At 70.2% G+C, this 15,009-nt stretch carries 11 protein-coding genes; 5 read left to right on the top strand and 6 right to left on the bottom strand.

What is annotated here, in order from left to right:
• Positions 1 to 15: 15 nt before the first annotated feature.
• From ligA to gatA, 4 genes are all read left to right on the top strand, one after another.
• Positions 16 to 2,376, top strand: a complete 2,361-nt coding sequence (gene ligA, locus ACZ3II_RS00680) for an NAD-dependent DNA ligase LigA (protein WP_465515512.1) — start codon at positions 16 to 18, stop codon at positions 2,374 to 2,376.
• A 160-nt stretch (positions 2,377 to 2,536) separates the two neighbouring features.
• A complete protein-coding gene (locus ACZ3II_RS00675) occupies positions 2,537 to 4,780 on the top strand; it encodes a putative bifunctional diguanylate cyclase/phosphodiesterase (RefSeq protein ID WP_465515511.1) in 2,244 nt (747 codons plus the stop codon).
• Complete coding sequence (gene gatC, locus ACZ3II_RS00670) at positions 4,753 to 5,052, top strand: Asp-tRNA(Asn)/Glu-tRNA(Gln) amidotransferase subunit GatC (RefSeq protein WP_465515510.1); 300 nt, start codon at positions 4,753 to 4,755, stop codon at positions 5,050 to 5,052. Before ACZ3II_RS00675 ends, gatC begins: the two co-directional genes overlap by 28 nt.
• Positions 5,053 to 5,054: 2 nt before the next feature.
• The gene (gatA, locus tag ACZ3II_RS00665) at positions 5,055 to 6,518 is read left to right on the top strand and encodes an Asp-tRNA(Asn)/Glu-tRNA(Gln) amidotransferase subunit GatA (protein ID WP_465515509.1); all 1,464 of its coding nucleotides are present in this window, start codon (positions 5,055 to 5,057) and stop codon (positions 6,516 to 6,518) included.
• Between the two features lie 38 nt (positions 6,519 to 6,556).
• Here the strand turns inward: gatA and ACZ3II_RS00660 are convergent, their stop codons facing one another.
• The 5 genes from ACZ3II_RS00660 to ACZ3II_RS00640 are packed head-to-tail and all read right to left on the bottom strand — an operon-like array spanning position 6,557 to position 12,496.
• Positions 6,557 to 8,002 carry a M1 family metallopeptidase gene (locus ACZ3II_RS00660; protein ID WP_465515508.1) on the bottom strand — a complete coding sequence of 482 codons (1,446 nt, stop codon included), beginning with the start codon at positions 8,000 to 8,002 and terminating at the stop codon, positions 6,557 to 6,559.
• Between the two features lie 27 nt (positions 8,003 to 8,029).
• Positions 8,030 to 8,797, bottom strand: a complete 768-nt coding sequence (locus tag ACZ3II_RS00655; RefSeq protein ID WP_465515507.1) for a hypothetical protein — start codon at positions 8,795 to 8,797, stop codon at positions 8,030 to 8,032.
• Between the two features lie 24 nt (positions 8,798 to 8,821).
• Complete coding sequence (locus ACZ3II_RS00650; protein ID WP_465515506.1) at positions 8,822 to 10,891, bottom strand: hypothetical protein; 2,070 nt, start codon at positions 10,889 to 10,891, stop codon at positions 8,822 to 8,824.
• Positions 10,888 to 11,874: a hypothetical protein gene (locus ACZ3II_RS00645; RefSeq protein ID WP_465515505.1), complete on the bottom strand. Its 987-nt coding sequence runs from the start codon at positions 11,872 to 11,874 to the stop codon at positions 10,888 to 10,890. The genes ACZ3II_RS00650 and ACZ3II_RS00645 overlap by 4 nt, the downstream gene beginning before the upstream one ends.
• Positions 11,864 to 12,496, bottom strand: a complete 633-nt coding sequence (locus ACZ3II_RS00640) for a Crp/Fnr family transcriptional regulator (protein WP_465515504.1) — start codon at positions 12,494 to 12,496, stop codon at positions 11,864 to 11,866. Before ACZ3II_RS00640 ends, ACZ3II_RS00645 begins: the two co-directional genes overlap by 11 nt.
• Before the next feature lie 174 nt (positions 12,497 to 12,670).
• Here ACZ3II_RS00640 and gatB point away from each other — a divergent pair, with 174 nt between their 5' ends.
• Entirely contained in the window at positions 12,671 to 14,170 is a 1,500-nt protein-coding gene (gatB, locus tag ACZ3II_RS00635) for an Asp-tRNA(Asn)/Glu-tRNA(Gln) amidotransferase subunit GatB (protein ID WP_465516570.1), read from the top strand.
• A 63-nt stretch (positions 14,171 to 14,233) separates the two neighbouring features.
• Here gatB and ACZ3II_RS00630 read toward each other — a convergent pair whose 3' ends face one another.
• A complete protein-coding gene (locus tag ACZ3II_RS00630; protein ID WP_465515503.1) occupies positions 14,234 to 14,980 on the bottom strand; it encodes a hypothetical protein in 747 nt (248 codons plus the stop codon).
• Between the last annotated feature and the right edge of the window lie 29 nt (positions 14,981 to 15,009).

The following is a 15,009-nucleotide window of genomic DNA, read 5'->3' as shown; positions in this document are numbered from 1 at the left end:
GGCGGGCCGCGGGAAATGTCGGTGGGTGGGACTAACGTGCCAGTTGGATTCACTGACACGGAGGTTCCGGTGCCCGACGATTCGACTTCCGAGCTGGACACGCAGTCCGCCGCCGCCCGGCATGCCGCGCTGGCCGACGAGATCCGCGAGCATCAGCACCGGTATTACGAGCTCGAGGCGCCGACGGTGTCGGATGCCGAGTTCGACCGGCTGCTGCGCGAGCTGGAGGGGCTGGAGGAGCAGTTCCCCGAGCTGCGCACCCCCGAGTCCCCGACCCAGCGGGTCGGCGGCACGGTCTCCGGTGACTTCCCCCTGGTCGAGCACCGCGAGCGGATGATGTCGCTGGACAACGCGCTCAACGACGACCAGTTGGTGGCCTGGGCGGAGCGGACCGAGCGGGACGCCGGCGGGCCGGTCCGGTTCGTCTGCGAACTCAAGATCGACGGCCTGGCGATCAACCTGACGTACGAGAAGGGGATCCTGGTCCGCGGCGCCACCCGGGGGACCACCTACGCGGGCGACGACGTGACGCCCAACGTCCGCACCATCCGGGACATCCCGGAGCGGCTCACCGGCGACGACGTGCCCGATCTGATCGAGGTGCGGGGCGAGATCTACTTCCCGGCCGAGGCATTCGCGGCGCTCAACGCGATGCTGGTCGAGCAGGGCAGACCGACGTACATGAATCCGCGCAACGCCGCCTCCGGCAGCCTCCGGCAGAAGGATCCGCGGATCACCGCGGCCCGTGGGCTGGGCATGGTGGTGCACGGGATCGGCGCTCGCGAGGGTTTCAGCCCGGCGTCCCAGGCCGAGGCCTACGCGACGATGAAGGCGTGGGGTCTGCCGGTCAGCGACCGGTGGCGGCTGGTCGACGATCTGGCCGGGGTGCGCGAGTTCATCGACTACTACGGCAAGCACCGGCACGACGTCGAGCACGACATCGACGGCGTGGTGGTGAAGGTCGACGACGTGGCCATCCAGGGCCGGCTCGGGTCGACCAGCCGGGCGCCGCGGTGGGCGATCGCCTTCAAATATCCGCCCGAGGAGGTCACCACCAAGCTCCTCGACATCCAGGTCAATGTGGGCCGCACCGGGCGGGTCACGCCCTACGCGGTGGTGGAGCCGGTGGAGGTGGCCGGTTCGGAGGTCGAGTTCGCGACCCTGCACAACGCCCAGGAGGTGGCGCGCAAGGGTGTGTTGATCGGCGACACCGTGGTGCTGCGCAAGGCCGGTGACGTCATCCCGGAGATCCTCGGCCCGGTGCTCGACCTGCGTCCCGACGACGCGCGGCCGTTCGTGATGCCGACCGAGTGCCCCGACTGCGGCACGCCGCTAGCCCCGGCGAAAGAGGGCGACATCGACATCCGGTGCCCCAACTCACGGTATTGCGTGGGCCAGCGCCGGGAGCGCCTGGAATACATCGGCGAGCGCAAGGTGCTCGACATCGACGGCCTCGGAGAGAAATCGGCGCGGGCGCTGATCGACTCGGGTGTCATCTTCGACGAGGGTGATCTGTTCGCGCTCACCGAGGAGGATCTGCTGCGGGTTCCGTTCTTCGTCAAGAAGGACGGGACGCTCGGCGCCAACGCGGGCAAGATGCTGCAGAGCCTGGCGGAGGCACGGACGCGGCCACTGGCACGCATTCTGCGGGCGCTGTCCATCCGGCACGTCGGCCCGGACGCGTCGGGGGCGCTGGCCCAGGAGTTCGGCTCGATGGAGGCGATCGAGGCGGTCATCGCCCAGACGTCTTCGCCTCAGTCGTCCGCCGCTGAGTCGCTCGCAGGGGCTGCGGCCGCTGAGCCGGTTGCCGCGGGCCCGGCCGCTGAGCCGCTTGCTGCGGGCCCGGCCGCTGAGCCGCTTGCGGCGGACACGGCGGCGGTCAGTGGTGATACCGGCGGTGACGGGGCGCTGCCGGGTGAGGCGGTGGCCGGCAAGCGGAAGGCCAAGGAGGTCGATCCGCTGGCGGCGGTGGAGAAGGTCGGGCCCACGATCGCGGAGAGTCTGCGGGAGTGGTTCGCCGTCGACTGGCACCAGGAGATCGTCCGGAAGTGGCGGGCGGCCGGGGTGCGGATGGCCGACGAGCGGGTCGAGACCGGGCCGCGCACGCTGGACGGGCTGACCGTGGTGGTCACCGGCACGCTCGCCGGGTTCACCCGGGACAAGGCGGCTGCGGAGATCACCGGCCGGGGCGGCAAGGTGAGCGGCTCGGTGTCGAAGAAGACCGGGTTCGTGGTGGTCGGGGACAACCCCGGCAGCAAGTACGACAAGGCGATCGCGCTCAAGGTGCCGGTGCTGGACGAGGCCGGGTTCGGGGTGCTGCTGGCCGACGGTCCGGAGGCGGCCCGGGCGGTGGCGGAGATCGCTCCGGAAGGCTGACCGGGAGCGCTCACGGTGGTCACCCGGAAGGGTGAAACGAGGCAGATCGCACGTTCAGGGGGATATGAGCGTTTAGCAACGTTCAGGTGCTTTAGGGCAAAAACTGCCATATGGATCTATGGTGTATGCGACCGGTGATCGAGGCCATCGTGGAGGTCGCATGGATGCCGCTCGCCCGCGGACGGCCGTCTCGCGTCACCGCCGGACAGCCGTCCTCTCCACCGTCGCGGCGGTGATCGCCGCCGTCGTCCTGCTCTGGTCCGGTGGCGCCCTGCCACCCGCGTTCTGGGTGATGGCGGTCCTCGCGGTGGTGGCCGACGCCCGGCCCTATCTGGTGCCGGGCCGCCGGGCCAGCGCGGTGATCCTGCCGTCGATCTGCTTCACGTTCGCGGTCGCGCTGGCCTGGGGAGCGGCGCCGGCCTGCGCGGTCCAGCTGGTCGCGGTGGCGGTCGCGGGCGTGCGGATGAGGCACTCGCTCCGCCGTACCCTGCATCTCGCCCTGCAGCACGCCGCGGCGCTGATCGCCGCGGCGACCGTCGCGGGCCTCGCATCCCCGCGCCTCGGCGGCAGCCTCGACGACAACCAGGCCGGAACCCACGGCGGGCCGGGCGGCGGCGCGCCGGGCAGGGAATGGGATGGCGCGCCGGGCGACGGCGGTGGCGCGCCGGGCAGCGGATGGGGCGACGGGCCGGGTGACGGTGCGTTGAGCGGCGGATGGGACGGCGGGCTGCTCGGGGCGATCGGCGGTGGGCCGGACTGGTGGGACGCCGTGGTGATCTGTGCCGCCGCGCTGGCCTGGATCGCGGGGCGGCACGCCGTGGCGGCCCTGGTGCGGCGGCTGACCACCGACGGGCGGTTGCCCGGGCGACGCCGGCGGAGCCGGGCCGATCTGCTGGCGACGGCCGCGTTGCTGCTGCTCGGGCCGGTGGTGCTGGTCACCGCGCGGGTCAGTCCGGCGTTGCTGCCGCTGGCGCTGCTGGCGTTGCACGCCGTACACCGCATGGTCCGCTGGGCGGGAGAGTCCGAGCGGGCCACCCGTTTCGACGCGCTGACCGGTCTGCCGAACCGGCGCAGCCTGCAGGCGGCGATGTCGGAACGGGTGCCGGACCGGCGGCGGGCGTTGCTGCTGCTGGATCTGGACCGGTTCCGGACGGTCAACGACGCGCTCGGCCACGGCGCCGGCGACCGGCTGCTGACCCGGGTCGCCGACCGGCTGACCTCGGTGGTGCCGGCCCACGACATGGTGGTCCGGCTGGGCGGCGACGAGTTCGCGGTGCTCGCCACCCGGGTGGAGGACCCGGCGTCGGCGCGGCGCATCGCCGAGCACCTGACCGAGGCGCTGAGCCGCCCGTTCCCGCTGGACGGCACCCCGGTCGAGCTGAGCGCGTCGATCGGGATAGCGCTGCAGTCCGGCCGCCGGGACGGCAGCACCCTGCTGCGCGAGGCCGAGTCCGCGATGTACGAGGCGAAACAGCGCGGCGACCAGGTCGCGGTGCACGGGCCGGACGCGGCCGGGCTCACCCCGGACCGGCTCACCCTGGTCGCCGACCTGCGGACCGCGCTGCGCCGGGAGCCGCCGGACGACGGGATAGTCCTCTACTACCAGCCGCAGATCGCGATCGCGACCGGCGAGGTGGCCGGGGTGGAGGCGCTGCTGCGCTGGCGGCACCCGCGGCGCGGCACGGTCGGGCCGGAGGAACTGCTCCGGGCGGCCGAGCCGACGCCGGTGATGCGGCTGCTCACCGCCCGGATACTGGAGGAGGTGGTGGCCCAGCTGGCGGCGTGGCGCGACGGTGGCGCCCCGCTGCGGGCCGCGGTGAACGTCAGCGCCCGCGACCTGCATGCGGGGGACATCGCGGACCGGGTCGGTGATCTTCTGGAGCGGTACGCCGTACCCCCGCAGCTCCTGCAGTTGGAGATCACCGAGAGTGCGCTGATGGCCGATCCGCACCGCGTCCTGGAGACCACCACGCGACTGAGCCGGATGGGGGTGGCGATCTCGCTCGACGACTTCGGCACCGGTTACTCGTCGTTGCAGCATCTCCGGCGGCTGCCGCTGTCCGAGGTCAAGATCGACCGGTCGTTCGTGCTGGGCATGGCGACGGACCCGGGGGACGCGGCGATCGTACGCTCGGTGATCGGTCTCGCCGGGGATCTCGGTCTCCGCTCCGTCGCCGAGGGGGTGGAGGACGAGGCCACCTGGCGGCTGCTCGCGGCCGCCGGTTGTCACAGCGCGCAGGGCTGGTTCCACGCCCGCCCGATGCCCGCGGCCGATCTGCGGAAGTGGCTGGCACGGTACCGCCCGGTCCGACCCGGGAAACGCGGCGAAATAGACTCAGGCTTCGCACGTAAAACGCCGAACAACGAGGGGGCAGGATGGCCGCCATCTCCCGCGAAGAGGTAGCGCACCTGGCGCGCCTGTCGCGGCTCGCCGTGACCGAAGAGGAGCTGGATCGATTCGCGGGTCAGCTCGACGTGATCCTGCAGTCGGTCGCCCGGATCGGTGAGGTGGCCGCGGAGAACATCCCGCCGACCTCGCACTCGGTGCCGCTGACCAACGTGTACCGCGACGACGTGCCGACGCCGAGCCTCACGCAGGACGAGGCGCTCTCCGGTGCTCCGGACGCGTACGAGGGCCGTTTCCGGGTGCCGCGCATCCTGGACGAGGAAGAGTGACCATGAGTGACCTGACCAGGCTCTCCGCCTCCGACCTCGCCCGGAGGATCGCGGCGAAGGAGGTCTCCGCCGTCGAGGTGGCCACCGCCCACCTGGACCGGATCGCCGCTGTCGACGACCGCGTCCACGCGTTCCTGCACGTGGACCGGGAGGGCGCGCTCGAAGCGGCTGCCGCCGTGGACCGGGGGGAGATCACCGGGCCGCTGGCCGGTGTGCCGATCGCCGTCAAGGACGTGGTGACCACCAAGGGCGTCCCGACCACCGCCGCCTCGAAGATCCTCGAGGGCTGGAAGCCGCCGTACGACGCGACGATCGTCGAGCGGCTGAAGAAGGCCGGCATGCCGATCCTCGGCAAGACCAACATGGACGAGTTCGCGATGGGCTCCTCCACGGAGTACAGCGCGTACGGCCCCACCAACAACCCGTGGGACCTGGGCCGCATCCCGGGTGGCTCGGGTGGCGGCTCGGCGGCCGCGCTCGCGGCGTACGAGGCCCCGCTCGCGATCGGCACCGACACCGGCGGCTCGATCCGGCAGCCGGGCGCGGTCACCGGCACGGTCGGCGCCAAGCCGACGTACGGCGGCACCTCCCGTTACGGCCTGATCGCCTTCTCCTCGTCGCTGGACACCCCCGGCCCGTGCGGCCGGACCGTCGAGGACACCGCCCTGCTGCACGCGGTGATCGCCGGGCACGACCCGCGCGACTCCACCTCGATCCCGCAGCCGGTGCCGGACGTGGTGGCCGCCGCCCGTCTCGGCGCGACCGGTGACCTGACCGGCGTCAAGCTGGGCCTGGTCAAGGAGTTCGCCGGCGACGGTTCCGAGCCCGGTGTCGCCGCCGCGTTCAAGGAGTCGGTGGAGGCCCTGGTCAAGCTGGGCGCCGAGGTCGTCGAGGTGTCCTGCCCGCACTTCCAGTACGCGCTGCCCGCGTACTACCTGATCGCCCCGAGCGAGGCCTCGTCGAACCTGGCCCGCTTCGACGGCGTGCGGTACGGCCTGCGCTCCGGCGACGACGGCAGCCGTTCGCTCGAGGAGGTCATGTCGCTGACCCGGGACGAGGGCTTCGGCCCCGAGGTCAAGCGGCGCATCATCCTCGGCACGTACGCGCTGTCGAGCGGTTACTACGACGCGTACTACGGGCAGGCGCAGAAGGTCCGCACCCTGATCACCCGCGACTTCCAGGCCGCGTTCGAGCGGGTCGACGTGCTGATCTCGCCGACCACCCCGTTCGTGGCGTTCCCGTTCGGCTCGCGCACCAGCGACCCGTACCAGATGTATCTCGCCGACCTGTTCACCATCCCGACGAACCTGTACGGCGGCCCGGCCATCTCGGTCCCGTGCGGTCTCTCCGAGGGCCTGCCGGTCGGTTTCCAGATCATGGCGCCGACCATGGCCGACGACCGGATGTACCGGGTGGCCGCCGCTCTCGAGTCGGCGGTCGGCACCTTCACCCCGCCGGCGCTCTGAGTTCCTCGTGGGTGCGGCCACGGCCGCACCCACGAGAGTCACGCGGGCGTCTTCGGCGAGTCCAGCCAGGTGTCGATCAGCTTGGTGAAGTCCTTGCCGGTCTGCTTGTTGACGAAGGCGATGAAGGCCGCCCGGTCCTGATTGGTGTTGCGGTTCTCCTGCGCCCACGCCGTGGCCAGCGCGAAGAACTTCGCGTCGCCGAGCGCGTCGTGCAGTTCCTTCAGCATCGCCGCCGGGCAGAGGTAGACGTTGCTCTCGGCGAACTCGCCCGCCTGCGGCTTGCCGGGCGGTCCCACCGCGGCCCGCAGCTCGGCGTCCTCCTGTCGCAGGTACTCCTCCAGGTCGGCGTCGCTGAACTTCTCCCGGTCCTGCTGGTAGAGGTACTCGACGTAGGTCGCGAAGCCCTCGCTGAGCCACAGGTCGGTCCAGGTCCGGGGCGTGACCGTGTTCCCGAACCACTGGTGGGCGTACTCGTGGACGAGCACCTGCTCGAAGTAGTCCATCTCGTCCGCGGGGATCGCCCTGCGGCCCATGCTCAGCATCTGCTGGGTCTCCATGGCCGATTCCGAGCCGTTCATCAGGGCGCCGGCGGTGGGGTACGGGTACCGCCCGAGCCGCTGCTCCAGCCAGGTGATCATCGCCGGCGACTTCCGCAGCGCCGGCAACCAGACGTCGTCGGTCTTCGGCAGCACGAAGTAGGTCAGCTTCAGCCCGTGCGGCCCGGTCTGCTCGACCTTGCGGTACCTGTCGACGGCCAGCGTGCTCACGTACGCCGCGACCGGATCGGCGCTGCTGTAGTGGTAGGTGTTCCCCTCCACCCTCCCGGGCGTCCCGTGCCCCGCCGCCATCCAGCCCGGCGGCACGGTCACCGCCATGTCGTACAGCGCCTCGTCGGACGGGTGCTCGTTCACCGGGTACCAGGTGAGGGCGCCCCACGGCTCCTGCATCGTCCACAGCACGCCGGCCTTGTCCGAGCGCATGCCGATGCCCTCACCCGCGTCGCCGCGGTGCGACGGCATCGCCACCTGCTTCGGCGTGCCGTGGTACGCCACGGTCAGGGTCACCGGCCGCTCCGCGACGACCGGGGCGGGCACGACCAGCTTCGTCTTCTCGACGGTCCCGGTGGCCGGCTTCCCGTCGACGGTGACCCTGTCGACGGTGAGCCCGGTGAAGTCCAGCGTGATCCGCGGCGCGTCCACGACCGGCCGGATCCGCAGTGTCGCCACCCCGGTCAGCACCTTGGCCGACGGTTTCCAGTCCAGCTCCAGGCCGTAGTGCAGGACGTCCAGCCCGGCGTTGCCCTTCTCCGGGTAGAGCGGGTCGGCGACCGGTGTGGACCGGCCGGCCGCCCAGACGCCGTCATCGGTGCCGGGCGTGCTGGGGGCCGCGGTGGGGGCGGACGGCGCGGGCGCCGGCGGAGACGACGTGCAGGCGGTGGTGAGAACCGTCGTGGCGAGCGCGGCGACGGCGAGGGTGTGACGCATTCGCGCACCGTACACCGAGATCGATCTTTATTGACCCCTCCCGTCCGGGGCCGCGTTGCCGTCGATCAGCCGGGCCCGATCGGCGAGATCCCCCAGCTTGTGCTCGGTGAAGATGCGGTGAAGCTGATGCTCGAGAAGGTAGCGGGCGGACGGTTCCGCCCGGCGCTCGAACTCCGCGAAGATCTCGTCCCAGCTGTCGCCGTTGCTCTCCCGCACCTCCTGGCGGTGGCCCGTCAGATCCGCGCGCAGTTCCTGGAAGGTGCGTGCGATCTCCGGAAGCTGACGAACCGCCTCCGGATTCTGCCGGAACCACCATGCCGTGGCCTTCGCCGGATCGTCGATCATCCGGCTCAGGTAGGCGATCTCCGCCTCCTCCGTCTCACGTTCCCACACCCGCAGGGTCTCCGACCGGCGAAGCTCCTCGTACCGCCGGATCACCTCGATGTGCTGGGTGGCGGCGTAGACCCCGAGACAACCGGCCCAGGCGACCACTCCGGTGGATTCGACCTCGTCCTCGGTGTTCAGGGCGACCTCGAGCTCCCGGCGGACCCGCTTGGCCTCGGTGATCGGATACTGACGGGCTATCCGGCGGACCCGGCGATCGATGCCGGCCTGGGCGATGAGGAACGGATCGCGTACGGCGACACCGTCCTCCATCCCATAGCGCACCACCAGATGAACCTCGAACGGGAAATGGTCGTCCCGGCTGGCCGGGCGGATGACGAGATTGGGTGTCGGGGCCGCAACCGGCACGGCGTCGACCGGATCACCCGGACGCTCCGCGGTGTCATCCATTGCGCGTTGCCACCAGCGCATCATTCAGTGGTCCTCCTCTTCGCCGTCCCCGGTGGTGGGCAGCATTTCGTCGAGCCGTATGCGAACCCGCTGGAACAGGTCGTTCAGCGGATCGTCGACACCGGGTTCCTGATCCGCCGGGCGGGTGGCGTAGAAGAGCTGACCGATCCGGCGGAGATCCGTCCCCGCCGCGTCGCACAGAATCTGGATACCCGTATCCCGTTCATCCGGGCAGGCGCCGGCGAACCGGAGCAGAGATCGGACGAGGCCGGCCACCGTCTCCGACGGCAGACAGTCCATCGACTTCCGCCAGAAGGCGACACTGTCGGCGGCGGACCCGGACCGTGCTCGGAACGCGTCCGGTGTGGCCATCGCGCGAGCAGCGGCCCCCGCTGCCACCTCGGCGCGGCGGGGATCCTCGTCGGAGAACCACTCGGTCAGATACCGCAGAAGCTGTGCGAGATCCATCTCTGCGGCCAGGCGGATCACCGCCTGCTCCACCGCTGTCGTCACTTCCTCCTCGGGCCCCCGCGCGAGATGCTTGAGGCGCGTCATCGCCGCGGCCTGATGGGAGACGTCGAACCAGCCGATGGCCTCGGCCAATGCGGCACGAAATCGCGGAGATTGACTCCGGTAATAGGACTTCCCGTACATGCGGCGGCGCATGTCGTGACCGATGCGCGGGTGTAGGCAGGCATCCCTCAGCACCAGCACCGTGGCCCCGCGCCGGGCGGAATGGGACCGAGGAGAGACGCTGGTCCATCGCTGGGCGACCTGCACCGCGATCTGCCCACTGCCGTCGTGTGCCGCCAGCGCGACCACACTGCGGGTCAAGCCGTCGAGATCGTTCGCGGACTGCCCCATGACGATCGGCGGAAGGCGATCGATCCAGTTGAGCAGTACAGGCTGCAGCCCGGGATATTCGCGCCATGCCAGCTTCAGCAGAGCCGCCCCGAATCCCGCGCGCGTGAACCGAGTGGTGCCGGACTCGAGGAGATCGCCGATCGACTGCAACTCGGTGACGACATCGGTGCTTTCGAGCACGTTGACCCGGTCGACCGGATATCGGCTCGCCTGAAGCAGGAGGTCACGTGCCGCCACGATGGTCAGCGGCTCGGAGCCCTCCAGCAGTGCCGTCGCCAGAAGGAGCGCCCGGGTGGGTCCGGGAAGGTGCTTGTGCAACTGCTGCCGAGCCAGTTCATGCCAACTCGACAATGCGCCTTCGATGTGGCCGATGATGCCGTCGACGTCGGTGATGCCGCCGGCATGCGCTTGGACCGCCAGTTTCGCCAATCGAGTGGCGTCAGGTGGCCAGGCATCGCCGAGCTTTCTCGTGATCCGCTCATCGGTGACCAGGTCATCGATCATGGCGGGTGGCAGGCGGCTCGCATGAGCGCGGAACACCGTCTCCGGCGGGGTCCGTCTCAGTGTGTGAACCCGTCCCGGGAAACGCTTGTGTGCTTCATCGGCGTGATCGTCCGAGATCGCCATGATCGCGATGCAACCGGCTGCGGCGAGTTCCGGCTCCAGCACGCTCAGCTGCCGTAGCCGGTCGGCGGTTGCCGAGTTGCTGCCCTGGGCGGCGAAGTCGAAGTAGAGCGCGACGTCGGCGGCGCTGCGGGCGGTCTCCTCCAACTCCATCTCCTCGTCTCCGAACTCCTGGAAATCCAGGACCTCACCGGACGGGACGCTTTCGTTGATGCGATGTACCAGGTAGGCGGCTGCCGCGCGTTGGCCGCAGCGGCGTACGTCCGCCGGGCAGAGCAACACCAGCACCCGGCCGGTCGCCAGGCGCGACGCCATGTCGTGCAACCCGTCCGGCGCTCGATACCGGCGAAGCTGTTCAGCGAGGGTCTCGGCAGTGGTATGACGCTTCTTCAGGATCGAGGTGACCGTCGCGGTCACCTGCTGGATGATCACGGTGCTGTCGACGTATTGGTCGCGCCCCACGTGCACGGAGTGCCGGCTCTGATCCACATCACGGCCCGCATGCACCGGCGAATAGGTCCCCACCTCCTGGTAGGTGCCGATATCGGTGTCCGCGTCCAGGTCGGGCGGGCCGTCGGGCAACGGCGCCGTGTCGGTGTCCATCACCGGCCCTCCCTCCGGACGGTCATGTTGCGGTTCGCCTGGTATTGATCGCCGTGGACGGTGGTGGTGTGTGTGGATTGATCGACGTCCCGTCCTGCCGTGACGTTGCCGTGCCCGCTGACCCGTATCGGGGTGGCGCCGCCCGCGACCGGCTTCTTCCCCTTGTCGGAGCGGGCAGGGGGAACGTCCACCGGCTCCGTGGGGAGCACCCCGATCAGTCCCCGCTGGAGGAGGTCCCCGGAGGGCGCCGGCACGTGGAGGAAGGCTGTCGCCTCGAAGTCCTTGCCACTGATCCGGAGCGGGCATGCGGCAAACTGTGAGGCTTTCAGCCGCCTGCTGTGACCGGGTACGACGACATCCGCCATGACGCGTTCCGACAGCGCGACCGCGAGCATCGTCACGTCGGGGTCGGAGTGTTCCAGCAGGGCCCGCAGCGCGCCCGCGTCCACCACCCGATGCGTGGTGATCATGGCCGATCCGACCGGTGAGTCGACGTTCGCCAGCACTCGCGCGGGCCCGAGGTTCACGCTCAGGCGCATCCGGAAGCGCATGCCCCGTGATCGCAGGCGGCCGGCCCTGGATGCCAGCTCCTCCTGCAGGGCGGCGAAGTACCTGTCGATCACGTGCGGCAGGAATCGGGGCGCGAACCCGATGATGAAGCCGTCTCCGGTGCTGTCGGGGAACATCCTCTGTTCCCACAGCTCCTCGAGTCCGGATCGCTGACAGGCGTCCTCGAGCACCTCGGGGATCAGCTGGGCCAGATGGTCCTGCTGGAGATCGTCGTGGCGACTGAACTTCTCGACGTCGACCACCATGATCGCCGTCAGGTCGGGCAGATCGGCGGCTTCCTCGGGGTTGTACTCCGGCATCGGATCCTCCCAGTGACGCGGGCTGTATCGAACAGGTCCGATCCTTTGCGGCGGAGGGCGCGGGCATTGTCCAGATTTGGACGCGGCGCGGGTAAAGCGGCGGCGGTCACAGCTCACGCTGGAGCGCTTCGAGGTCGAGGACCGTCATCTGCGATCGGGTGATGGACACGACGCCCCGGCGCTTCCAATCGGCGAGGACCGGAGTGATAGAGCTGCGTGCCAGGCCGAGACCACGTGCGATCTCCTCCTGTGACATGGGCACGGTCGGCGGCCCCGGCGGCTGAGGCCGGTCCGCGCCGACGACGGCGACGAGAAGGGCGGCGAGGCGTTGTGCGGGGCGGCACCGGGTCAGCTGCCAGGTGACCCGGGCGGCTTCCCGGGTCTTGGCCAGGACGTACCGGTCAAGTTGGCGGTGATTCTGGTGGGTGGCGATCCAGTCGGAGAAGCGACTGTCCGTGACGAGACTGCCCAGGCAGGGTTCCAGGGCGATCACCGAAGCGGACCGGGGCTCGCGGTCTCCGTGACCGAACTCGCCGAGCAGATCACCGGGACCGCGGATCGCCAGAAGGATCTCCGATCCGGAGGGGGCGTGGTAGACCACCCGTGCGCGTCCTTTGACGAGCGCGACCACCCAGCTGCCCTCGTCGCCCTGGCGCAGGATGTGCCGGCCCGGCGGATAGGTGTGGCGGACGCCGCTCCCGACCAGCGCGGCCCAGCTCGATGGCGACCAGGAAGTCACCGCATGTGGTTCATCGCGCACGCTAAGTCATCATTGTCGATGTTCCTCATCTCGACAAGAGGCTGTGATCATTTGACGGTGGAACGCTCGTAAACCCGGCGACGGCGCGCCATAGTGGCCGACTAGGCTTGTCGGTTGACCGTAACGACGTCCCAGAGCCGGAGCCGCATCCACATGACGACCATCGCGCTGCCGTCCTACGAAGACGCCACCAGCCGTTACGAGCCGGTGATCGGCCTGGAGACGCACGTCGAGCTGGGCACCCAGACCAAGATGTTCTGCGGCTGCAAGACCGACTTCGGCGCCGAGCCGAACACGCAGGTCTGCCCGGTCTGCCTGGCCCTGCCCGGCGCCCTCCCGGTGGCGAACCGGGCCGGCATCGAGGCCACCATCCGGATCGGCCTGGCGCTGAACTGCGACATCGCAGAGTGGTGCCGGATGGCCCGGAAGAACTACTTCTACCCCGACATGCCGAAGAACTTCCAGACCTCGCAGTACGACGAGCCCCTCTGCGTCGACGGCTTCGTCGACGTCGAGGTCGGCGGCAGGACGTACCGGGTCGAGATCGAGCGGGTGCACCTCGAGGAGGACACCGGCAAGACCCTGCACGTCGGTGGCGCGACCGGCCGCATCCACGGCGCCACCGAGTCGCTCGTCGACTACAACCGGGCCGGCATCCCGCTCGTGGAGATCGTCACCAAGCCGGTCGCCGGCCTCGGTGACCTGGCCCCCGAGGTCGCCAAGGCCTACGTCGCCGAGCTGCGCGACATCATCCGTTCCCTCGGCGTCTCGGACGTGCGGATGGAGCAGGGTTCGATGCGCTGTGACGTGAACACCTCGCTGAACAAGCCGGGCGAGGAGTGGGGCACCCGGACCGAGACGAAGAACGTGAACTCGCTCCGGTCCGTCGAGCGCGCCGTCCGTTCCGAGATCATCCGGCAGGCCGGGCTGCTCGACGAGGGCGTCAAGATCTTCCAGGAGACCCGGCACTTCCAGGAGACCACCGGCGACACCCGGCCCGGCCGCTCCAAGGAGACCGCCACCGACTACCGCTACTTCCCCGAGCCCGACCTGGTCCCGATCGCCCCGGACCCGGCGTGGGTCGCTTCGCTTCGTGAATCGCTTCCGGAGAAGCCGAGCATCAAGCGGGCCCGGCTCCGCGAGGAGTGGGGCATCTCCGCCGTCGACATGCAGTCGGTGGCCAACGCCGGCGCCGTCGAGCTGATCGAGGAGACCATCGCCGCGGGCGCGTCCCCGGCCGGCGCCCGCAAGTGGTGGATGGGCGAGCTGGCCCGCCGCGCCAACGAGCAGGACATCGAGCTGTCCGCGGTCGGCGCGACCCCGGCCCAGGTCGCGGCCCTGCAGAAGCTGGTCGACGAGGGCAAGCTCAACGACAAGCTGGCCCGGACCGTGCTGGAGGGTGTCGTCGCGGGCGAGGGCGACCCGGCCGCGGTGATGGCCGCCCGCGGTCTCGAGGTGGTCAACGACACGGGCGCGCTCACCGCCGCCGTCGACGAGGCGATCGCCGCCAACCCGGACATCGCCGCGAAGATCCGCGACGGCAAGGTGGCTGCCGCCGGCGCCCTGGTGGGCGCGGTCATGAAGACCACGCGGGGCCAGGCGGACGCCAAGACCGTCCGCGAGCTCATCCTCTCCCGCCTCGGCGCTTCCTGACCCTTTTCGGTCGTACGGGTGAGCGCCCGGTCCCGCCGTCCCCGGCCGGCCGGGCGCTCGCCGTCACTTCTGCTCTTCCGTCACCCTGTCCGTGGCGGCGGGTGTCTCGTCGTCCGTGCGAGCGGGTGTCTCGCCGGCCGTGCGGGCGGGTGTCTCGCCGGCCGTGCGAGCGGGCGTCTCGCGGGTGGGCGGACCAGGCAGGAGCGGCACCGTGGCCGGCGCCACCGGCTGGAATAACCCGCCGCTCGAACGGCTGCTCCGGCCCAACTCCCACACACCCGACGCGGCGTACGCCTGCCGCACCCGGCCTCTGATGATCAGGATGCCGGCGATGAGCACCGCGATCCCGGCGACGCGGATCGCGTTCTGAATCGCGCTGACCTCCACGACCCGCCGGAGCGTCTCGATGCTGTCGACGGTGCGGGGCGACAGGACGAAGCGGATCAGGTACGAGACGGCGAACGCCACGTTCCACACCGTCAGCGTCCAGTGCTGGGCCAGGCTCGCCGGATCGGGGGTGAAGCCCTCGGTCACCGCGCGGGTGCGCCTGCGCCAGATCGCGAGACCGATCAGGCAGCCGAGGAGGAACAGCAGGTTCAGGGCGGCGATGGGCAGCTCGTAGTCGACGTACCAGCTCACCGGTCCGGCCAGCACCGCCTCATCGGTGATCAGCTGGTAGGCGATCACCATCTGGGCGGCGAAGAGCAGGGTGCTCAGGGCGCCGGTCCCACCAGCGGCCAGCAGTAGTGCGAGTGTGCCCAGTTCCCAGGCGCGCGGTGGACGTGCGGGCACCAGCCCTCGGTCGCTCATGAACCATCCTCGTGAGTCGATGTGATCCC

The organism is Actinoplanes sp. NPDC019969, assembly GCF_055562375.1.
This window is presented reverse-complemented; position numbering and strand designations above follow the sequence as displayed.